This is a genomic window from Roseobacter sp. TSBP12, from assembly GCF_009129705.1.
Lineage (GTDB): Bacteria > Pseudomonadota > Alphaproteobacteria > Rhodobacterales > Rhodobacteraceae > Celeribacter > Celeribacter baekdonensis_A.
The window spans coordinates 274,978-296,270 of record NZ_PYIB01000007.1; the positions used below are offsets into that span (position 1 = coordinate 274,978).

At 58.4% G+C, this 21,293-nt stretch carries 17 protein-coding genes; 10 read left to right on the forward strand and 7 right to left on the reverse strand.

Features of this window, described 5'->3' with window-relative positions; translation table 11 throughout:
* The first annotated feature begins 20 nt into the window (after positions 1–20).
* From C8029_RS03905 to C8029_RS03925, 5 genes are all read left to right on the forward strand, one after another.
* Positions 21–233, forward strand: a complete 213-nt coding sequence (locus C8029_RS03905; RefSeq protein WP_040402686.1) for a hypothetical protein — start codon at positions 21–23, stop codon at positions 231–233.
* Between the two features lie 154 nt (positions 234–387).
* Positions 388–1,029, forward strand: a complete 642-nt coding sequence (locus C8029_RS03910; RefSeq protein WP_152002276.1) for a glutathione S-transferase family protein — start codon at positions 388–390, stop codon at positions 1,027–1,029.
* Between the two features lie 20 nt (positions 1,030–1,049).
* Positions 1,050–2,261 (forward strand): acetyl-CoA C-acetyltransferase, encoded by a 1,212-nt coding sequence (locus tag C8029_RS03915; protein ID WP_009573085.1) that lies wholly within the window; start codon positions 1,050–1,052, stop codon positions 2,259–2,261.
* A 2-nt stretch (positions 2,262–2,263) separates the two neighbouring features.
* Positions 2,264–2,674 (forward strand): hypothetical protein, encoded by a 411-nt coding sequence (locus C8029_RS03920; RefSeq protein ID WP_009573084.1) that lies wholly within the window; start codon positions 2,264–2,266, stop codon positions 2,672–2,674.
* Between the two features lie 11 nt (positions 2,675–2,685).
* Positions 2,686–4,893, forward strand: a complete 2,208-nt coding sequence (locus tag C8029_RS03925) for a 3-hydroxyacyl-CoA dehydrogenase NAD-binding domain-containing protein (RefSeq protein ID WP_152002277.1) — start codon at positions 2,686–2,688, stop codon at positions 4,891–4,893.
* A 359-nt stretch (positions 4,894–5,252) separates the two neighbouring features.
* On the opposite strand, the gene C8029_RS03930 is transcribed toward C8029_RS03925, so the two are convergent.
* Positions 5,253–5,918, reverse strand: a complete 666-nt coding sequence (locus tag C8029_RS03930; protein WP_009573082.1) for a sulfotransferase family 2 domain-containing protein — start codon at positions 5,916–5,918, stop codon at positions 5,253–5,255.
* A gap of 172 nt (positions 5,919–6,090) precedes the next feature.
* Here C8029_RS03930 and C8029_RS03935 point away from each other — a divergent pair, with 172 nt between their 5' ends.
* On the forward strand, positions 6,091–7,110 hold the full coding sequence (locus C8029_RS03935) for a hypothetical protein (protein ID WP_009573081.1): 1,020 nt from the start codon (positions 6,091–6,093) through the stop codon (positions 7,108–7,110).
* Positions 7,111–7,235: 125 nt separating this feature from the next.
* On the opposite strand, the gene C8029_RS03940 is transcribed toward C8029_RS03935, so the two are convergent.
* The 6 genes from C8029_RS03940 to cdd all read right to left on the reverse strand — a co-directional run bounded on the left by C8029_RS03940 (position 7,236) and on the right by cdd (position 13,376).
* Positions 7,236–8,780, reverse strand: a complete 1,545-nt coding sequence (locus C8029_RS03940; protein ID WP_009573080.1) for an SPOR domain-containing protein — start codon at positions 8,778–8,780, stop codon at positions 7,236–7,238.
* Between the two features lie 71 nt (positions 8,781–8,851).
* Entirely contained in the window at positions 8,852–9,484 is a 633-nt protein-coding gene (gene upp / locus C8029_RS03945; RefSeq protein ID WP_009573079.1) for a uracil phosphoribosyltransferase, read from the reverse strand.
* Positions 9,477–10,469 carry an adenosine deaminase gene (locus tag C8029_RS03950; protein WP_009573078.1) on the reverse strand — a complete coding sequence of 331 codons (993 nt, stop codon included), beginning with the start codon at positions 10,467–10,469 and terminating at the stop codon, positions 9,477–9,479. The genes upp and C8029_RS03950 overlap by 8 nt, the downstream gene beginning before the upstream one ends.
* Positions 10,466–11,677, reverse strand: a complete 1,212-nt coding sequence (locus tag C8029_RS03955; protein WP_009573077.1) for a phosphopentomutase — start codon at positions 11,675–11,677, stop codon at positions 10,466–10,468. The genes C8029_RS03950 and C8029_RS03955 overlap by 4 nt, the downstream gene beginning before the upstream one ends.
* Entirely contained in the window at positions 11,674–12,984 is a 1,311-nt protein-coding gene (locus tag C8029_RS03960) for a thymidine phosphorylase (protein ID WP_009573076.1), read from the reverse strand. The genes C8029_RS03955 and C8029_RS03960 overlap by 4 nt, the downstream gene beginning before the upstream one ends.
* A 5-nt stretch (positions 12,985–12,989) precedes the next feature.
* The gene (cdd, locus tag C8029_RS03965; protein ID WP_009573075.1) at positions 12,990–13,376 is read right to left on the reverse strand and encodes a cytidine deaminase; all 387 of its coding nucleotides are present in this window, start codon (positions 13,374–13,376) and stop codon (positions 12,990–12,992) included.
* 460 nt (positions 13,377–13,836) lie between these two features.
* Here cdd and C8029_RS03970 point away from each other — a divergent pair, with 460 nt between their 5' ends.
* The 4 genes from C8029_RS03970 (at position 13,837) to C8029_RS03985 (ending at position 21,286) form a co-directional block, all read left to right on the forward strand.
* Positions 13,837–16,020, forward strand: a complete 2,184-nt coding sequence (locus C8029_RS03970; RefSeq protein WP_286189722.1) for an NADP-dependent malic enzyme — start codon at positions 13,837–13,839, stop codon at positions 16,018–16,020.
* A gap of 314 nt (positions 16,021–16,334) precedes the next feature.
* Complete coding sequence (locus tag C8029_RS03975) at positions 16,335–18,227, forward strand: propionyl-CoA synthetase (protein ID WP_009573073.1); 1,893 nt, start codon at positions 16,335–16,337, stop codon at positions 18,225–18,227.
* Positions 18,228–18,393: 166 nt separating this feature from the next.
* Positions 18,394–19,929, forward strand: coding sequence for a hybrid sensor histidine kinase/response regulator (locus tag C8029_RS03980; RefSeq protein WP_152002279.1), 1,536 nt, complete (start codon positions 18,394–18,396; stop codon positions 19,927–19,929).
* Positions 19,901–21,286 carry a sigma-54-dependent transcriptional regulator gene (locus C8029_RS03985; RefSeq protein ID WP_009573071.1) on the forward strand — a complete coding sequence of 462 codons (1,386 nt, stop codon included), beginning with the start codon at positions 19,901–19,903 and terminating at the stop codon, positions 21,284–21,286. Before C8029_RS03980 ends, C8029_RS03985 begins: the two co-directional genes overlap by 29 nt.
* Positions 21,287–21,293 lie beyond the last annotated feature (7 nt).

The following is a 21,293-nucleotide window of genomic DNA, read 5'->3' on the forward strand; positions in this document are numbered from 1 at the left end:
CCAAATGACGGAGCGTAACCATGCCCAAGCGCTTTAGAATGACGCGGCGTTTTCCTGTTTCTATGACCGAAGATGGCTATCGTCGTCTCAAACGGTTCGCAAGGGAGGCGGGACTGGATGAGGGAGAGGCTTTGTCTTTCCTGTTCGAAAATTTCACCTCCGTCATAAACGAAGACAACCTTGAACACCGGATGCGGTTGTTCAATGCAGATTTGGAGAAGAGGAAAAAATGACCCACACCGCGCCCCTTGTCAGAGCTTGCGTTTTGACGCCCCTGCTGCGCGGTGAGTATTTTTCCAACGATGAAGCTGAGGCACATCGAACCTTTGCAATGCGCCTGTTCTGCCCCCATGTTTGGGTCAACGTTGCAGCACAAGGATCGGACAGATGACGGCACAGCTCTATTGCTTTGGTGAAAGCGGGCATTCCTACAAAGTGGCCTTGACCCTGACCTTGGCAGAGCTGCCGTGGGAGCAGGTCTATGTCGATTTTTTCAACGGTGAATCGCGCAGCGATGCGTTTCGCGCGCTCAATCCGATGGGCGAATGCCCGGTCTATATCGACGGGGATCTGACCCTGACGCAATCGGGCGTGATCCTGACTGAGTTGGTCAAAAGGACCGGGAAATTTGGCGGCGCGACTGAGGCCGAGCAACGCGAAGTGTTGCGCTGGGTGCTCTGGGACAACCACAAAATGTCCGCACAGGTCGGCATGACCCGGTTTTTGATGAACTTTGTACCGGAGGACAAACGCCCACAAGAGGTCATCGCCTTTATGCAAGGTCGGTTGAAATCTGCCTATGCCACCCTGAATAGCGCTTTGGCGGATCGCGATTGGGTTGCGGGTACGACAGGCCCGACCATCGCGGATTTTTCCTGTTGTTCTTACCTGTTCTACCCCGAACCCTTTGGGTTTGTGCGGGCCGATTGGCCCAATATTGACGCTTGGCTGGGGCGGATCGAAACCCTGCCCGGCTGGAAACACCCTTATGATATGATGCCCGGCTCCCCCATGGACCGGGCCCAGTGACGACGAGTTGGAGGATCTGAATGACTGACGCATATATTTATGACGCCGTGCGAAGCCCGCGCGGCAAGGGGCGCAAGGACGGTTCCCTACACGAGGTGACATCCGCGCGCCTGTCCGCGCAAATCCTGAACGCGGTGAAAGAGCGCAACGGTTTGGACGGTCATGCCGTCGAGGATGTGATCTGGGGGAACGTGACCCAGGTTGGCGAACAGGGCGGCTGTTTGGCACGGACCGCCGTTTTGGCCTCCGATCTGGATCAATCCATTCCGGGCCTCGCCATCAACCGCTTTTGCGCTTCGGGCATGGAGGCAGTGAACATCGCCGCCAACCAGATCAAAGGCGGCGCGGGCATGGGATACATAGCCGGTGGTGTCGAAATGATGGGCCGGGTTGCGATGGGCTCGGATGGTGCAGCAATCGCCGTCGATCCGGCCTTGGCGATGAAAACCTATTTCGTGCCACAAGGTATTTCGGCGGACATCATCGCCACCGAATATGGCTTTACCCGCGAACAGGCCGACACTCTGGCCGTGCTGTCGCAAGACCGCGCCGAGGCGGCTTGGAAAGACAGTCGCTTTGCCAAATCCATTGTTCCGATCAAAGACATCAATGGCCTGACCATCCTTGATCACGACGAATACATGCGCCCCGGCACCACGGTCGAGGCGCTTGGCAATCTGAAAGCCTCGTTCAAAGACATGGGCGAAGTGATGCCCGGCTTTGATAAGATCGCGATGATGAAATACCCGCATCTTGAGGCGATCAACCACATCCACCATGCGGGCAACTCGTCCGGTATCGTCGATGGCTCCGCCGCCGTTTTGATCGGCAACAAAGAGTTTGGTGAGAAATGGGGCCTCAAGCCCCGCGCGCGCATCCGTGCGACGGCAAAAATCGGCACCGACCCGACGATCATGTTGACTGGCCCCGTGCCCGTGACCGAAAAAATCCTGCGCGACAGCGGCATGTCGATTTCGGACATCGACCTGTTTGAGGTCAACGAGGCCTTCGCCGCCGTGGTGATGCGCTTTATGCAGGCATTTGATGTCGATGACAGCAAAGTCAACGTCAACGGCGGCTCCATCGCCATGGGCCACCCGTTGGGCGCGACAGGCGCGATCATCATTGGTACACTTCTTGATGAATTGGAACGCACTGGCAAAGGCACAGGCCTTGCCACGCTGTGTATCGCCTCGGGCATGGGGGCGGCGACGATTATCGAAAGGATCTAAATGTGAATGAGGCGGAGTTCCGGGCGTTCCTTGACGACATTTCAACCTGTTTTACCACGGGTGATTTCGACACTTGGGCCAACCGTATCCTCCTGCCTTTTTCCATGGTGCAAAAACGAGGCCCCGTGATGTTTCAGACCCGCCACGAGTTGAAAGCGGATTTCGACCTTTACCTTCAGGCTTGTGAAATCATGAAGCTGGACGAAATCTACCGCCGCCCGATCTCGCTTGAGGACTGTCACGACGGGACTTTTATCGCAACCTATGAGACACAACTGTTGAGCCACGGCCAGCGTGCGACGGCACCTTATACCGCCTCCGCACTGATCCATGCCACAGAGGACGGCTACAAAATGTCGTCGATCCTCAACGCGCTTGGACACCAAGCCTGGACCGGAACCAGCCCCGCATGAGAGGGAAGAGAATGACTGATTTTCACTATAGCGTAGACAGCGACGGCGTGGCCGTCATCACTTGGGACATCGCCAACAAAAGCATGAATGTGCTGTCCATCGCGGGCATCAGCGAATTGAACGACTGTGTCGATCAGGCGCTGGCGGACGAAGCCGTCAAAGGCATCGTGATCACCTCCGGCAAGGTGGATTTTGCCGGCGGCATGGATTTGAACATCATCGCCAAAATGCGCGATGACGCAGGGGCCGAGCCCGCGAAGGGCCTGTTTGAGGGCATCATGTCGATGCACGCCATCCTGCGCAAAATCGAACGCGCGGGCATGGACCCGAAAACCAACAAAGGCGGCAAACCGATTGCCTCCGCCCTGCCCGGCACGGCGCTTGGCATTGGCTTGGAATTGCCTTTGGCGACGCACCGCATCTTTGTGGCCAACAACCCTAAGGCCAAAATCGGCCTGCCGGAAATCAAGGTCGGCATCTTCCCCGGCATGGGCGGCACCACGCGTGTATCGCGCCTCTTGGGGGCGATGGCGGCGGCTCCGATCCTGTTGGAAGGTCGGATGTTGGACCCGATCAAAGCCAAATCTTTGGGCCTTGTGCATGAGGTGGTTGAACCTGCCGAACTGCTGGCCAAAGCCAAAGAGTGGGTTTTGAACGCAACAGACGCGGACATCCTGAAACCATGGGACGCGAAGGGGTGGAAAATGCCCGGCGGCGCGCCCTATCACCCGGCGGGTTTCATGACCTTTGTTGGCGCATCTGCCATGGTCAATGGCAACACGATGGGCGTTTATCCGGCGGCCAAGGCGTTGCTCTCGGCGGTCTATGAAGGCGCCATGGTGCCCTTTGACACCGCGATCAAAATCGAGGCGCGTTGGTTCACCAATGTGTTGTTGAACCCGTCGTCCTCCAACATGATCCGCTCGCTGTTCATCAACAAAGAGGCACTTGAAAAAGGCGCGAACCGCCCGGATGTGGCCGATCAAAAGGTCAGGAAACTCGGCGTTTTGGGCGCGGGTATGATGGGCGCGGGCATTGCCTATGTCTCCGCCAATGCGGGCATTGAGGTCGTGTTGATCGATCAAAAACAGGAGGCCGCAGACAAGGGCAAAGCGCTGTCGGAAAGCATCCTCGATAAAGGCATCGCCCGTAAAAAAGTGACGCCGGAAAAGAAAGAATCCGTGCTCGCCAACATCACCGCCACCACCGATCTCGACGCGCTCAAGGGCTGTGATCTGATCGTCGAAGCGGTGTTTGAGGACATCGGCGTCAAGGCGGAAATGACCCAAAAGGTCGAGGCCATCGTTGGCCCGGACTGTGTGTTTGCCTCCAACACTTCGACCCTGCCAATTACTGAGTTGGCCAAGGCCTCCGTGCGCCCGGATCAGTTCATCGGCATCCACTTCTTTAGCCCGGTCGACAAGATGCTTTTGGTCGAGATCATCAAAGGCAAAGAGACCGGCGATGTGGCCGTGGCCAAGGCGCTCGATTTCGTCCGCCAGATCCGCAAGACGCCGATCGTGGTCAATGACGCGCGGTTCTTCTACGCCAACCGCTGCATCATCCCCTATATCAACGAAGGGGTGCGGATGGCCGCCGAAGGCGTTGAATTGCCGCTGATTGAAAATGCCGCAAAACTTCTTGGCTTCCCGCTTGGGCCGCTTCAGTTGATTGACGAAACCTCCATCGACCTCGGCGTGAAAATCGCCAAAGCGACCAAAGCCGCCATGGGTGACGATTACCCGGACGAAGCGGTGGACGAAGTGGTGTTTTGGATGTTCGATCAGGGCCGTTTGGGTAAAAAAGCCAACGCGGGCTTTTATACCTACGACGAGAAAGGCAAACGCGGGATGCTTTGGGACGGGTTCACCGCCGAGTACCCGACAGCGGACGTCCAACCCGAGCTTGACGAAGTGCAACACCGCCTGATGATGGCGCAGGTGTTGGAAGCCGTGCGTGCGCTTGAAGATGGCGTGTTGACCGACATCCGCGAAGGCGATGTGGGTGCGATCCTAGGCTGGGGCTTTGCACCGTGGTCGGGTGGTCCGTTTGCCTGGCTCGACATCATCGGCGCGGCAAAGGCGGTTGAGATTTGTGACAACCTCACCGCCACCCACGGCCCGCGCTTTGAAACCCCGGCTCTGTTGCGTGAGATGGCCGACACAGGTCAGTCATTCTATGGCCGTTTTGGTGCGGGCGTAGACAGCAAGGCCGCGTGATCACCCATTGATCTCGCCCAATCTTTCAACCGCGCGCCCCAAGGCGCGCGGTTTTCATTTGGAGCCCTTTAAATACAGATCAGACAAACACATTCCTCAGACACTTCGGCAATGAGTGATGTCTGTCGGCACTCGTCGCGGCGGGGGAACGCACGAAACCGACCGATGCGGCCCGTCAGGGCATTGGAGGCGCGCTCTTCGATGCAACACGCCCTGCGGCAAAAGAGGCTGGCCTGCCGAAGATTGACGCGACAATCGGCGCGCAGAACCACCACGGTCTTGCCTATTCCGCGGCCATGGGGTTTCGAATTTACGAAACGTCCGACGGAGCTGTACGAAAAGCGTTTCGCGTGACGTGATCATGCCCCCGGCAAGACGGCATCAAACCGATAGCCGAAGCGTTCAATATCCTCGCGCGCGCGCCGCGAGACGGTCTCCGCGTCTGCGTCCGAATAGTAGCTCTGATAGGCCCGCGCTCGTAGCGATGCGTTGACGCGGGCGATTGGGGAGAGATCGAAACCGACGTGCGCCCAGAACGGTGCAAGATCGGCGTCGAGAGCCTCCAGTCGCACATAGAGCGTGGCGCGCTCGCGCCCGGCCCCGTCGGTCATATAGCCGCGATACGGCATCGAGAGGGACGCAAGCGTTTCTGGCGCATTCAGAAACGTCGTGAAGTCGGATGCCTTTGCCAGGCGCACCGCCGGGTGATCCCACTGTTGCACCTGTAACCAATGGTAATAGGACACGATCCGGTCCCAGGGATTGCGCACGAGGGTGAAGATGAAATAGTCGTCAAACGCCTCACGCGCCACGACACCCTCAATATCCGCAAGCCGGGAATGTTTCCACAACCGACCCTGAGCCGACAGCGATTTGACCCGCGGTCGCCGCTTGACCGCCTTCGGCGTGTCCCCGATCAGAATGTCATCGGCCATGGCACGCGCCTCCAACGCCAGCGACAGCGCCGTCCCCCCGGTTTTGGGAATATGAACAAAGATATAGGAGCGGCCGGATGAGATAATCATGGCACCACTTTATACGGTTTTTTCAGTATCTGAATCCCGAAATGCGAAAACACCCCTCAATCCCTGACAAAGCTATGGTGGTTTTACATCCCACTTGAGTCGCAGTGATTGTCGCCCCTGACAATCCACGATAGATTGGCGGCAATAGATATAATGAAAGAGCAGCTCGCGCATGATCGCGCTCACCGAATTCGACCGGCTCGAAGCCAGCGCCCTGTGGCGACCCGAGGGAGACAGCCAGCGGGTCGAGGTGATTGTGTCCGTCGGCGAAGCGACGCTGACCCTGTCTGACATCACGGGCCGTGCGTTGACCCATTGGTCTTTGCCTGCGGTCATCCGGGTCTCGCCTCCCGGCGAACGCCCTGTCACCTTTGCCCCGGCCCCTGACACAGATGAACAGGTCGAGATCGACGATGAGCTGATGATTGAGGCCATCGGACGCATCCACCGCGCCATTGATCGCGCCCGCCCGCATCCCGGTCGGCTGCGCGGCGCGATCTATGTCGGCGTTGCTCTGGCCGCCCTCGGACTGGCACTGTTTTGGTTACCCGGCGCGCTCATTCGACAAACCGTGTCCATCGTGCCAACTGTGACTCGGGCCGAAATTGGCGCCGGACTTTTGGACCGCATCCAACGTCTCTCCGGCGCACCCTGCGACACCGCCCATGGCGCGCGCGCACTCGAACGCCTGAAAACCCGGCTGTTTCCCAAGGGGGGCGGGCAAATCGTGGTGGTGACCAGCGGTGTGGCCGCGTCTCAACATCTGCCCGGCGGCATCCTGCTTTTGAACCGCGCCTTGGTCGAGGATCACGAAGACCCGGATGTTGTGGCCGGCTATGTGCTTGCGGAATTGGAACGCGCCGCCGAACACGATCCGCTGGATCGGCTGTTGCATGAGGCGGGCTTGATGGCCTCGATCCGGCTTTTGACCACCGGACATCTGTCGGAAGAAGTGCTTGACGCTCATGCCGAAAGCCTGTTGACCGCGCCGTCGGCGGACCCTGACATGGACCGGCTCATCGCGCAATTCGCCCGCACCCAGGTCCATAGTGCGCCCTACGCCTATGCGCTCGACATCACGGGAGAAACCGTGCTGCCGCTGATCGAAGCGGACGGCGTTCAGATCACCGAGACCCGCCCCGTCTTGTCCGATGGCGACTGGGTTGCACTGCAAGGGGTTTGTGGCGGTTAACGCAGTGTCACATGGGGTTAATTCCCTGTCGCATAACCCGTTAACAGCCCGTCACAAAAGAAAACCCCCGCCAAATGCGGGGGATTCTTTTATTTTTATTATTGTTCTGCCTCGTTAACTCAACGCTATTTGCGTGCGAATGCGTCCCCATAGCCAGCCCCGCGGACCGACGCTAAAGCGGACATGGTTTGTTCAGGCCGGGCAAATGGACCGGCCAAAACAATCTTAAGGGGCTTGCCGTTGCGCGTTAAGACTTGCGACGAAACGGGGAAACCCATGGACGACAAACGCGCGATTGAGCGTTTGGCGTTTTCAGGCACACCAAATGTACCAACTTGAACGTAACGCAAACCGGGCTGAACAGCTTGCCCCGGCGCTTGTGCCGCCGGTGTCCGGGTTGGCACCTCGGATTTGGTCGACACACGGGCCGGAGCCTCATAGACTGGCGCCGCTGGAGCGCGCGCCACTTGTGCCGTGGTTTTGGATTTGAATGGCGATCCGAACAGCCATTCCCAGAATGTCTTTTTGCGCGGCGCATAAAGATCATAAGCTGGAGTGGTTTGGGTCCAGATTTGCGCCATCTGAAGATCGCCGCGCGCGGTGATCGGCCCGCGATAAGGATTTAAACGCCCGTCACTCCATGCTTGCGTATACCCGGCGGGCAATGTCATTGGCACGGGCTGCGGCAAAGCATAGGGGTCAATCCCCGCCGCGCGCGCCACTTGCACCGTATTGGAATTTTGGGTCGACAGGCGGGTTGCAGTCCGGTTCTGAATATAGGCTGACGGATGCTGAGCTTGCGGACCGCAACGCACGGCATAACGCCCGCCCGTATTCATATATTGCGCCGCATTGCCGCTCAGGCCCGCACATTGCGTAGCCATCATATCGGGTGCTGCACTAGCCATCATCATCGGCGCTTGCACCGCAGCTACATAGGTCGGTGTCGGGGCCACCATGACCGGGGCTTTCTTCACCGGGATGCGCACCAATGTCGGCTCGGTCAGGGTCCTGCGACTGCCATCTGCGGTCCGCACCGTCACGCCCGCAGGCAGACGTTTGAGGATATATTCGACTCCGCCCGTGTCACAGCGCAACTCGCCGCCGGACATGGTCGCCACGCAGCCGCGATCCCCAACAGCTTTGCCAATCAACCGATCCAGCGACGGCAAAGATGGTGCTTGTACGGTTTGCGCCACGGATAAGGGCGCAGGGACAGCCGCGTTCGGGACCGTTTTGGGCGGGGTCGCTTTGGGCGGGACTGCGGTCGTCGCCATGGCCACAGGCGTCGTGGGTTTCACCAGTGTCTTGGGCGCGGCAGGTTTTATAGGGGTCGCTGCGGCAACTTGGGTCTGTGCCGGTGCCTCAACCGGATCAGGGATCACCGGCAGCTTGTTCGTGACTGACTCAAATGTCGGCTTGAACCCGCAAAGCACGCGACGATCCCGGCTGACGCGGGGCACCCATTGCACCCCATCACCATATCCGGCGCGCACATAGACACAGCCGCGACTGTCGACATACTGCGTACCCTTAAAGGAGGTCGGTGGAAACTCCGCAGGCTCATCCGCAGTATAGAGCGCCTTTGCCTCGGCACCCCAAACGCCAAGGCTCGCCCCGCCCAACATCGCGATCAGCGCCGCGCCGGAAATCGTTCTCAAAGCCTGCATTATCTGGCCCCACACAAGATATTGTGTACAGCCTACCCTAGAAGTGATTCGCTGTTAAGGGGGGAAATCGCTTATTTTGTGCCAAACATGCGATCGCCCGCATCCCCTAGCCCAGGAACAATATATCCATGGTCATTGAGGCATTCATCTACAGCCGCTGTCACGATCGGCACGTCTGGATGCGCCTCTTTCATGCGCTTGATGCCCTCAGGCGCTGCCAAAAGGCACAGAAACCGGATATTCGTCGCCCCGGCCGCTTTCAATTTGTCAATCGCAGCCACAGAAGAATTGCCCGTCGCCAACATCGGATCGACTGCAATCACCAAACGATCGCCCAAATCTTCGGGCACTTTGAAATAATATTCGACCGGCTGAAGCGTCTTCTCATCACGATAGAGCCCCACAAAGCCCACGCGCGCCGAAGGAATGAGTTCGAGAATACCATCCATCAACCCGTTGCCAGCCCGCAGGATCGAAATCAGCGCCAGCTTTTTACCATCCAGCGTTGGCGCGTCCATCTCCATCACCGGGGTCTGGATCGTCTTGGTTGTCATCTCCAATTCGCGCGTGACCTCATAGGCCAAAAGCAAGGAAATCTCGCGCAACAACTGCCGAAATCCCGCCGTCGACGTGTCCTTATCGCGCATGATGGTGAGTTTGTGCTGAACAAGCGGATGGGTCACAACGGTCAGATGATCAAGCATTGGTTTGCTCCAGTTTTTTAGCAACGACCTCTCGGGTCGCGTCATCACAAAAGGCCGCCGCAAGCGCAACCTTATTCAACTCCATGAAATCCTCGGCCTCCCAACCAAAGGTCTCAGACAAACGGTCAAATTCACGCCGCATCGTGGTGTGGAAAAACGGCGGGTCATCGGTGGAAATGGTGACTTTCACGCCGCGCTTGCGCAGCTCGGATATGGGATGATCCGACCATGCCGGATAGACGCCAAGCACCACATTGGACCCCGGACAGACCTCCAAAACAATGCCCGCTTCGGCAATCTCATCGACGAGCGCCAAATCTTCGATGGCACGCACACCGTGGCCGATACGTTCGACTTTGAGATCACGAATGGCGTCGCGGACGCTGTCCGGCCCGCCCCACTCGCCGGCATGGGATGTGAGCCGCAGCCCCGCCTCGCGCGCCATGTCAAAGGCATAGGTAAAATCACCCTGTGTACCCATCGCCTCGTCGCCCCCCATGCCAAAGCCGGTGACAAATCCGCCAACGGTTTCCGCCGCACAGAGTGCAGTTTTCTTGGCTTGATCCGGGCCGAAATGGCGCACACAGGTCGGAATTGCGCGCATCACGATCCCCGCCTCTCGCTCCATTTCATCGGCGGCCTGCCCGATCGCCGCAACATAATCCCGCCACGCGCCCACATCGCCACCACCGCAAAAATCCGGAGCCAGAAAGCTCTCGGTGTAGATCACATTGGAGGCCGCGCTTTCCTCAAGCACAGCGCGGGTCAGGCGGTAGTAATCCTGCGGCGTCTTTAACACCGACGTCGCCGCTTCATAGACTTTGAGAAAATCCCAAAAGTCTTTGTATTTATAGGCCCCTTTTTCATCAAAAATCCCCGAAAGATCGGTCTTTTTCTCCGCCGCCAAGCCGCGAATGAACGCGGGTGGGGCAGCGCCTTCGAGATGCATATGCAGCTCAATTTTAGGCAGATCAGAGACGCTCATAGAAAACTCCTTCCGGGGCCTTGGGCGGCGATGCCCAGATGCTCGGCAAGAGAGGCCGCCACATCGGTAAATGCCACAGGGCCAATAGGTTTCACCCCCAAACCATAGCCCAATACCGGCACCTGTTCACGGGTGTGATCTGTGCCGGGCCAGGTCGGGTCATTGCCGTGATCGGCGGTAAAAATCAAAAGATCTCCCGGACGCGCGCGCTCATAGAGCCGCGCCATTTGGGCGTCGAACCATTCAAGATGGCGGGCATAGCCGGAGACATCGCGACGATGACCATAAAGACTGTCGAATTCGACGAAATTGGCAAAGGTAAACGACCCGTCGGGGGCCTCCTCCATCACATCGCACAGATGATCAAACAGCACCGCATCCGTGCCTTTGCGAACCTCATCAATGCCCTGCATAGAGAAAATGTCTCCAATCTTTCCAATCGCATAAACGGACCGACCCGCCGCTTTCGCCCAATCGCAAATCGTCGGGGCGGGCGGAGCTATCGCGTAATCATGACGGTTTCCGGTGCGTGAAAACCCGTCTTTGACTGTGCCGACAAAGGGACGGGCGATGACCCGGCCCACCTTCATTTTATGCAGGACCGGAGCGATGTCCTGGCACAGTTTCAAAAGTCGATCGAGGCCAAAATGCGCTTCGTGGGCGGCAATTTGAAATACGCTATCGGCGGAGGTGTAGCAAATCGGCCATCCGGTCTCGATGTGCTGTGCGCCCCATTCTTTGATCACCTCGGTGCCCGAGGCATGACAATTGGCCAATGTACCGCCCGCGCCGCAAAGCTCGGCCACCTGATCCATCAGATCCTGTGGAAAAGATGGCAGGGTCGGCGGGAAATAATGCCAGTCCCACGGCACCGGAACCCCGGCCAATTCCCAATGGCCCGAGGGGGTGTCTTTGCCCGGCGAGACCTCTGCGGCAACGCCGTAAAGCCCCTCCGGCATGGCGGTCAGACCGGGAGCCGGATCAGAGGTGGCGTGACCCATTGCGGCCCCAAGCCCAAGCGCATCGAGATGCGGGATATGAAGCGGGCCTGAGCGCCCCTCTTCGGCGCGGCCCGCGGCGCAGGCGGTCGCAATATGGGCGATTGTATTGGCGCCCTCATCGGGCAAATCGCCGTTGAAAAACGCACCTGCATCCGGCGCGCCGCCAAGGCCGACGGAATCCATCACAATCAAAAATGCACGCGTCATGCTGTTACCTTTTCATATACCAATGGCGGCTCATCGGGCGCCTCGTCCACGATCGGGATCGCGGCGCGGATCGCGGCTTCGGCCCGGTCGGCTTCCTCAGGCGTGCGTGCGTGAATCGTTGCGATCAACGCATCTTTGACCATCTCATCGCCGATCAAACAGCAATTTGAAATGCCCACAGCCGGGTCTATTTTTTCGCCGCCCTGAAGACGCCCTCCGCCCAAATGCACCACAGCCATGCCCAACGCATAACCATCCATCGTGCCAACAAAACCGGGTTTCAGAGCCGCAACATCACGCACAATCGGTGCCGACGGCAGGCGGTCGCGCCAATGATCTACGAAATCGGACGGCCCGCCCAGTTCAGCAATCATGCGGCCAAACCTTTCGGCGGCGGAGCCATCGGTCAACGTATCGCGCACCGCCCAAGTGGCTTGATCAACATCGTCCGCCAACCCCGCCAACACCAACAATTCCCCGCCCAACGCGCAGGTGACATCACATAGGATATTGTCCACCTCGCCCGAGGTCATGGCCTCCATCACCGCCATAAGTTCCAAAGCATTGCCCATCTCCGGGCAAAGCGGTTGGTTCATGTCGGTGATCAGGGCGGAGGTTCTGCACCCTGCCCCATTGGCCGTATTGACAAGGCTTTGCGCCAAGGCCCGCGCGTCCTCTGGCGTTTTCATAAATGCGCCGGAACCACATTTGACGTCCAACACCAAGGCATCCAACCCGGCAGCGAGTTTTTTCGAAAGGATCGAGGCGGTGATCAGGTCGATACTTTCGACCGTGCCGGTGACATCGCGAATGGCGTAAAGCCGTTTGTCAGCGGGGGCGATCGACCCGGTGGCGGAGACCACGGCACAGCCAACCCGTTCGACGATCTGATGAAATCGCGCGTCGGAGACCTCGGTCTTGAGGCCCGGAATGGCTTCAAGTTTGTCCAATGTGCCGCCGGTGTGGCCAAGGCCCCGGCCCGACACCATCGGCACATAGGCCCCCAAAGCGGCCAAGGCGGGGGCGAGCAATAAGGAAACGCAATCGCCAACGCCGCCAGTCGAATGTTTGTCGATCGCAGGTGCCGGCAAATCCCATTTCATCACCGCACCACTGTCACGCATCGCAAGTGTCAAAGCCACCCGTTCGGGATCGGACATGCCGTTCAACAATGCGGCCATGGCGAAGGCCCCAGCCTGGGCATCGGTGACTGCGCCAGAGGCCAAGCCTTGGGCAAACCAAGCCAGCTCCTCTTGGGTCAGGACCCGTTTGTCCCGCAGCTTTTCGATCACTTGGCGCGCGTCCATCAGTTTCATTCCATATAATCGGGGGTGAAGGCACCGGGCAAAAGCTGCTCGACGGTCATGGTCAACACTTTGCCGGACATGGACCCCATGGTAACCGTCACCGACGGATCGGCAAACTCGCGCAGCTTTTGGCGGCAGCCACCGCAGGGCGGCGTGGGCTCTTGGCTTGATCCGATCACGGCGACCTCTGTGATCACCGTTTCGCCCCCCGCGATCATCGCAGCAATGGCTCCGGCTTCGGCACAGGTGCCCTCCGGGTAGGCGGCGTTTTCGACGTTCACGCCGGTGAACACCGCGCCCGAAGGCGTACGGATCGCCGCACCAACTTTGAAGTTTGAATAGGGCGCATAGGCCATTTCGCGGATTTTGGCGGCATCTTCGAGCAGGGTCATTGCAAAACGGGACCTTATTTTGGCGATATATGGTGACATTTTTTAAAGCTTGGTCAAGATTGCGCGCCTGTACCACAAGATGCAAGTGGGATGCGCCTGCGGCGGGTGCGCATCGTGCAATTTGCCCCCGATCTGCGGAAAAGCGCCGCAAAGAGGTGTAATGTTTGCGCTAACGTCACCAATCTTTGCACTACGGCGGTCAAACACCTCTTGCGTGAAACCCTGTGCCGGGCGTAGACGCAGAGAACAGCATGATGTGACGTTGGGTCACAGTATTTAGTTTAACATTAAACTACATCAAAACCCAAGACGCCGAACCAGACGATCAAGACGCAGGAAGGGAAATGCCAATGACCTCGGACACCCGCACGGATAGCCGCAACAACAGCCTGAGACAGGCGCTTTGGACTATCACGAGTTCCCAAAGCCGGGGAAATTGGAAATCCGAGCGACCAAACCAATGGCCAATGGCCGCGATCTGGCGCGTGCCTATAGCCCCGGCGTGGCCGAAGCCTGCTTGGAAATCAAGGCCGATCCCTCCACCTCCTCGCGCTACACCTCGCGCGGCAATCTTGTGGCCGTGGTCACCAATGGCACTGCCGTTCTGGGCCTCGGCAACATCGGCCCCGCCGCTGCAAAGCCGGTGATGGAAGGCAAGGCGGTCCTGTTCAAAAAATTCGCCAACATCGACTGTTTCGACATTGAGCTGGATGAATCTGACCCGGTAAAACTGGCCGAAATCGTCTGCGCACTGGAGCCGACCTTTGGCGCGATCAACCTTGAAGACATCAAAGCGCCGGATTGCTTTATCGTTGAACAATTGTGTCGCGAGAAGATGAACATCCCGGTGTTTCACGACGACCAACATGGCACGGCCATCGTCGTCGGCGCCGCCGCAACCAATGCGTTGCGGGTCACCAACAAAAAATTCGAAGACATCAAAGTGGTCTCAACCGGCGGCGGTGCGGCCGGGATTGCTTGTCTGAATATGCTTTTAAAACTGGGTCTTAAGCGAGAAAACGTTTGGCTGTGCGACATTGCGGGTCTTGTTTATGAGGGCCGCACCGAAGAGATGACACCGCAAAAGGCCGCCTTCGCGCAAAAGACCGACCTGCGCACGCTGGATGATGTGATCGAGGGCGCGGACCTGTTTCTTGGCCTCTCCGGCCCCGGTGTTTTGAAGCCCGAAATGGTCGCCAAAATGGCGCGCCAGCCGATTGTGTTTGCGCTGGCCAACCCGACCCCGGAAATCCACCCCAACGAGGTCAAAAAGGTTGCGCCCGACGCGATCATCGCCACCGGACGTTCGGATTATCCCAACCAAGTCAACAACGTGCTGTGTTTCCCGTTCATCTTTCGCGGTGCGCTTGATGTGGCGGCAACTGAGATCAACGACGCGATGCAAATTGCTTGCATCGAAGGCATCGCCGCCCTCGCCCGCGCCACAACCAGCGCCGAAGCTGCCGCTGCCTATCAAGACGAGCGGATGGAATTTGGCCCGGAATATCTGATCCCAAAACCGTTTGACCCGCGCCTGATGGGCGTTGTCGCCTCCGCCGTGGCCAAGGCCGCGATGGAAAGCGGTGTGGCAACCAAACCCGTGCCGGACATGAAGGCCTACAAGGACGCGTTGGATCATTCGGTGTTCAAATCGGCGCTGATCATGCGCCCGGTTTTTGCCGCCGCCTCGCAGGCCGAACGCCGCATCGCCTTTGCCGAGGGCGAAGACGACCGCGTGCTGCGCGCCGCCCAAGCGATGATCGAGGAAACCACTGACAAACCGATCCTGATCGGCCGTCCCGAAGTGATCGCGGTGCGCGCCGAACGGGCCGGTCTGAAAATCCGCCCCGGCGTGGATTTCGAGATCGTGAACCCGGAAAACGACAGCCGCTACAAACAATATTGGCAGGCCTATCACAAACTGATGGAGCGCAAGGGTGTGACTCCAGATCTGGCCAAGGCGATCATGCGCACCAACACCACCGCGATTGGTGCGATCATGGTGCATCAGGACCACGCAGACAGCATGATTTGCGGCACCTTTGGACAATACCTGTGGCACCTGAACTACGTGACACAGATTCTCGGCACCAAGGAACATCAACCTGTGGGGGCGCTTTCTCTGATGATCCTCGAAGACGGGCCGCTGTTCATCGCTGATACCCATGTCCACACGGAGCCGACGCCGGAACAGATCGCCAAAACGGTCATCGCCACCGCGCGTCACGTCCGCCGCTTTGGCATTGAACCCAACATTGCGCTGTGTTCGCATTCGGAATTCGGCAACCTGCAATGCACGACCGGGCGGCACATGCGCGAGGCGCTTGAGATCCTCGACAGCGAACCGCGCGACTTTATTTACGAAGGCGAAATGCACATCGACAGCGCTCTGACCCCGGATTTGCGCGCCCGCAACTTCCCGCATTCACGCCTTGAGGGCCCGGCCAACGCACTGATCTTTGCGATTGCGGATGCGGCCTCTGGCGTGCGCAACATTTTGAAAACCAAGGGCGGCGGGTTGGAAGTGGGTCCGATCTTGATGGGCATGGCCAACCGCGCCCATATCGTGACCCCCTCGATCACCCCGCGCGGGCTTTTGAACATGTCCGCCATGGCGGGTACGCCGGTGGCGCATTACGGGTAAGCTGCCGCAGGCGACAGCTTTGACATCCGCTGTTACTTTTGCAAACCGCTCCGACACGTTCGGGGCGGTTTTTGTTTGCAATACAGTGACCCAAATCAAAACTTTGCAAACTACTTTTCTATAGGAGTTTGCGAAATTTATGTAAACTTTTTCAACAGGGTCTGCTAACAACAGCCCCGGAGCGGGCATGCCCATCTGCCCGAAGCGGGCATTGCCCCTGTGCGTGACGCCAGTGACATTCCATCGCAGCCCAACTGCCTTGTAAGGAATCGCCCACAGCGCCATTCACGCCGTGTCAGCGAGGAGGACGCAAAGTGGCATACAAAGATATTTATGACGGCTGGAAAGCAGACCCAGAGGCCTTTTGGATGCAGGCGGCCGAAGAGGTGCATTGGTACAAAAAACCATCCAAAGCCCTCTTTGACGAAAACGCACCGATTTACGAATGGTTCTCGGATGGCCTGACCAACACCTGCTACAACGCAGTGGACCGTCATGTGGAGGCCGGTCGCGGCGATGAGATCGCGATCATGCACGAAAGCCCGATCACCCACGCAACCAAGGGCATCACCTATAAAGAGCTTCAGGCGCGCGTGTCCTCGCTTGCGGGTGCGCTTAAAATGCGTGGTGTGGAAAAGGGCGATCGCGTCATCATTTACATGCCGATGATCCCCGAAGCGCTTGAGGCGATGTTGGCCTGTGCCCGCATTGGTGCGGTACATTCGGTGGTGTTTGGCGGCTTTGCGGCGCATGAATTGGCGGTGCGGATTGATGACTGTACGCCCAAGGCGATCATTGCCGCCTCTTGTGGTTTGGAGCCGAACCGCGTGGTCCATTACAAACCGCTTTTGGACAAAGCCATTGATATGGCCGAACACAAACCTGAATTCTGCGTGATCTTCCAACGCGAACAAGAGGTGGCCAAACTGATCGACGGTCGCGATTTTTCGTGGCACGGCTTCCAATACGGCGTCAAACCCGCCGACTGTGTGCCCGTCGAGGGCAACCACCCGGCCTATATCCTTTATACCTCCGGCACCACGGGACAGCCCAAAGGCGTTGTGCGCGCCACGGGCGGGCATCTTGTGGCGCTCAATTGGACGATGAAGAACATCTACAACATCGAGGCGGGGGATCGGTTCTGGGCGGCCTCCGATGTGGGCTGGGTCGTCGGCCACAGCTATATTTGCTACGGCCCACTGATCAAGGGCGCACAAACCATTGTGTTTGAAGGTAAACCAATCGGCACGCCCCATGCGGGCGTGTTCTGGCGGATCATTCAAAACCAACGGGTGAAATCGTTCTTTACCGCACCGACTGCCCTGCGCGCGATCAAACGCGAAGACCCGAATGGCGACTGGATCAAGCGCTACAAGCTGCATGATCTTCAGGCGATCTTTCTGGCGGGCGAACGGGCCGACCCGGACACGATCAAATGGGCGCAGGAAAAATTCGGCGTGCCGGTGATTGACCACTGGTGGCAGACCGAAACCGGCTGGGCGATTGCCGCCAACCCGCTTGGGATCGAAGAGCTTCCGGTCAAGATCGGCTCACCCTCTGTGGCCATGCCGGGCTATGAGATCGAAATTCTCGACGAAGCCGGGCATCCAGTCAAAGACGGCGACCTTGGCGCTATCGCGATCAAATTGCCACTCCCGCCGGGGACTTTGCAAAACCTGTGGAATGCCGAGGAGCGGTACAAAAAATCCTATCTCACCACCTTCCCGGGCTATTACGAAACGGGTGATGCCGGGATCAAGGATGCGGACGGCTATGTCTACATCATGGCGCGCACCGATGACGTGATCAACGTCGCCGGGCACCGCCTGTCCACTGGCGCGATGGAGGAAGTGCTGTCCAACCACCCGGATGTGGCCGAATGTGCCGTCATCGGCGTGGCGGATCAGCTTAAGGGCCAATCTCCGCTGGGCTTTTTGTGCCTGAACTCCGGCTGTACCAAGGATCACGCCACCATCGTCAAAGAGGTCGTCACGGCAGTCCGCAATGAAATCGGCCCGGTGGCCGCATTCAAATTGGCCTGCGTCGTTGATCGTCTGCCGAAAACCCGGTCGGGCAAAATCCTGCGCGGGACGATGGTCAAGATTGCGGACAACCAACCCTATAAAATGCCTGCGACCATCGACGATCCGGCCATTTTGGACGAAATCAAACTGGCGCTTCAGGGGCTTGGATATGCAAAAGGGTAAATTTTAAGCAAAAAGGGCTGTCCCATTCCCTCCCGTTGGTTAACAAATTACTAATCGGCGGATGAGTGACGTAGAAACGCGGCCTCAATCGGGCTGCGTTTTGTCTGTCGTGAGAGTGTAATCGGGGGTGAGTGTGACAAAGCGCGGCCAAAAGAGTCAAAATCTGTTGATCAAAGATGCCGGCCGCATTTCCCTTTTGTCCCATGACATTCGGTCAACCTTTGCCGAATTGCACAGCGGCCTCTCGACCCTAGATCACATCGACCTCCCCCCGCATTTCAAAGGCGACATCCAGCATCTGCTTGCAACAGGGGCGCATTTGGGGCGGTTGCTGGATGAGGTGGCAGGCCTTGTGTTTCACGACCACACACAGCGCCCCGCCACGCGCCTCATGGTCAACCCACGCGCCATCCTGACAAAACTTGCACAGAGATGGCAGCGGATCACCACGCGGTTTGGCAGCACGCTGTGCCTCGAAGGGCTGGAGATCATGCCCACCCGCGCGGATTGGGATATGTTGTCGCTCGAGCGTGTCCTGTCCAACCTTGTGTCCAACGCACTGCACCATGCGGGCCCGGGCCAGATTTCTCTGCATGTGTCACGACAGGCCTCAGAGGGCGGCGATGACATCATAGTGCGGGTCTGCGACACGGGTCCCGGCTTTCCTCCGCATATTCTCACCGGCCACGATGGCCGCGCGCCCATCCCGATCGGGTCCGGCGAACCGGGTTCCGGCTATGGGTTATATGTGGCCCGTGAAGCCGTGCACCGCCTTGGTGGAAACTTGACGCTTCGCAATCTCCCCGAGGCGGGGGCGGAAGCCAGTTTGGTGTTGCCGATCCGTACGGATCACTGGTCAGAGGCCGATCATGTGCCGCCAAGGCCGCCGTCCCCGATACTGCGTCCCTACACAGCGCTTTTGGTCGAAGACAGCGCCAGCCTGCGCCTGGCAATGCATCACACTCTTGAGACGCTCGGCCTCACCGTATTCGACGCCGAAGACGGGGCCGAAGCGCTTGACCTTCTCTCCGCCCCGGACGTGACAATCGACATTGTTTTCCTCGATATCGAACTGCCGCTTGTGTCGGGTCCACAGGTGCTTGAAACCTTGAAAAACCGCGGTCTGACACCGCCACCGGTCATCGCCGTGACATCGCATGTGTTTGACGTGAATATGCAGGCCATCCGGGGCACGGGCATAAAGGGCATCCTGCCAAAGCCCTTTCCCTCGCAAACAGAAGTCCTTCACGTCACCTGTCGCGCGCTCAATGTGCCCCTGCCCAACACAGAAATCAAACCCGCCGCGCAGCCGGCGCACCATACACCACCCAGCCTACAGGAGCTGGTCACACGGCTGCCCAGAGCCGTTGCCGAAAATGTGCTGATTCACTTATCCGCCGATCTGGACCACTACCTAAGCCTCGCGGTCACCGCCATAGAGGGAGAGCGGTCCCCTAAATCTCAAGCGACCTTGAGACTGGCGACCCACACCCTATCTGGCCTCTTTGCAACCTCTTATTCCACCTCGGCCCAAGACCGGGCACGTCACCTGTCAGAACACTCCGATTCAATGTCAGATACGGAAATCATTGCGATCTTGGCGAGGCTCCGCCAAACTGCCTCAGATATTCAAAAATCCATTCACCTACTCATACATAGCGAGACGGACACAAATGTCCCAAAAACCAATTTTAATCGTTGATGATGTCGACACGCACCTGACCCTGTTCACGGCCACTCTTGAGGCGGCGGGTTACACCGTTCTGTCTGCGCGCAGCCGCGCCGAAGCACTCGCCTTGTCGGCCACAACGGCCCCGGGGATCGCTCTTGTTGATCTGGTCTTGCCGGACGGAGACGGGATTGAACTTATCAAAACCCTGAAAGACCGCGATCCGTCCATCAAACTGATCGCCATCACAGCCTTTGCCTCTGTTGATCGCGCCGTCTCGGCCATGCGCAACGGGGCGATGGATTTTCTCGTCAAGCCGATCGAACCTGAACACCTCAAGACCACCATCACCAACACGCTGGCCGGGCGCAGCATTGGGCAGTATGTGCAGCCCTATCCCGCCGATGAGGTAGAAACCGACGGGCTGATCGGGTCTTCGGATCTCATGCAGGACATTTATAGCACAATCCGTGCCGTGGCCGGATCAGCGGCCTCGGTGTTTATCACCGGGGAAAATGGTACGGGCAAAGTCAAAGCCGCCGCCGCAATCCACGACCAGTCTGGTTACAAAGACGGTGCCTTCGTCAAACTGGATTGTTCCACCGCCGCCCCGAACACAATCGAAGCCGAATTGCTGGGCCATATTGCTATGCCGGGCGCGCCGGAAAAGATCGGCGTGGCAGAGTTGGCCAATGGCGGCACTTTGTTGTTGGATGAAATCTGTACCCTGTCCTTACCTATGCAGGCCCGGCTTTTGAACATGTTGCAAAGTGGCGTGATCACCCCAATCGGTACAACCTCTGGACGCCCCGCCGAGTTTCGCCTGATTTGCACCAGCACCGTCGATCCGCGCACCGAAGTGCAGGCCGGTCGCTTTCGGGCCGATCTGTTTTATCGGCTGAACGTCGTGCCGATCCACCTGCCGCCTTTGCGGGCTCGTGGTCTGGATGTGGTGGAAATTGCCGAAACCGAACTAGATCGGCTCTGTGCCCGCGAGGAACGGGAATTCCGAACCCTCTCGACCGAAGTCAAAGCAATTTTTCTGGATCATGCTTGGCCGGGAAACATTCGCGAATTGATGAACGTGTTGTGGAATGTCATCGTGTTGCATGACGGTCCGGTGGTCAATGTGCCTGATCTGCCGCCCTATTTGCGCGGGGCGCCACGGGTACAAAGAACGCCCAATCCTGGTGGCGCATCGCAAGCCCCCGCAAACCCATTTGCCGGAAAAACCTTGGCGGAAATCGAACGCAACGCCGTTGAGGCCGCAATTTCGCATGCGGGAGGCTCCATTCCTACGGCGGCGCGTGCGCTTGGCGTCTCGCCTTCCACGCTGTACCGAAAGTTGGAAGGGTGGGGGCGCCCCGCCCGAGGCGGTCGCAAATTTTAGAATGCGC

Coding starts and splice junctions, on each gene's coding strand:
- C8029_RS03925 (WP_152002277.1), top strand. CDS start 2,686: ATGACTGATTTTCACTATAGCGTAGACAGCGACGGCGTGGCCGTCATC.
- upp (WP_009573079.1), bottom strand. CDS start 9,484: ATGCTTGATCATCTGACCGTTGTGACCCATCCGCTTGTTCAGCACAAA.
- C8029_RS03955 (WP_009573077.1), bottom strand. CDS start 11,677: ATGACGCGTGCATTTTTGATTGTGATGGATTCCGTCGGCCTTGGCGGC.
- C8029_RS03960 (WP_009573076.1), bottom strand. CDS start 12,984: ATGGACGCGCGCCAAGTGATCGAAAAGCTGCGGGACAAACGGGTCCTG.
- C8029_RS03905 (WP_040402686.1), top strand. CDS start 21: ATGCCCAAGCGCTTTAGAATGACGCGGCGTTTTCCTGTTTCTATGACC.
- C8029_RS03910 (WP_152002276.1), top strand. CDS start 388: ATGACGGCACAGCTCTATTGCTTTGGTGAAAGCGGGCATTCCTACAAA.
- C8029_RS03935 (WP_009573081.1), top strand. CDS start 6,091: ATGATCGCGCTCACCGAATTCGACCGGCTCGAAGCCAGCGCCCTGTGG.
- C8029_RS03915 (WP_009573085.1), top strand. CDS start 1,050: ATGACTGACGCATATATTTATGACGCCGTGCGAAGCCCGCGCGGCAAG.
- C8029_RS03970 (WP_286189722.1), top strand. CDS start 13,837: ATGGCCAATGGCCGCGATCTGGCGCGTGCCTATAGCCCCGGCGTGGCC.
- C8029_RS03940 (WP_009573080.1), bottom strand. CDS start 8,780: ATGCAGGCTTTGAGAACGATTTCCGGCGCGGCGCTGATCGCGATGTTG.
- cdd (WP_009573075.1), bottom strand. CDS start 13,376: ATGACCCTGCTCGAAGATGCCGCCAAAATCCGCGAAATGGCCTATGCG.
- C8029_RS03930 (WP_009573082.1), bottom strand. CDS start 5,918: ATGATTATCTCATCCGGCCGCTCCTATATCTTTGTTCATATTCCCAAA.
- C8029_RS03985 (WP_009573071.1), top strand. CDS start 19,901: ATGTCCCAAAAACCAATTTTAATCGTTGATGATGTCGACACGCACCTG.
- C8029_RS03950 (WP_009573078.1), bottom strand. CDS start 10,469: ATGAGCGTCTCTGATCTGCCTAAAATTGAGCTGCATATGCATCTCGAA.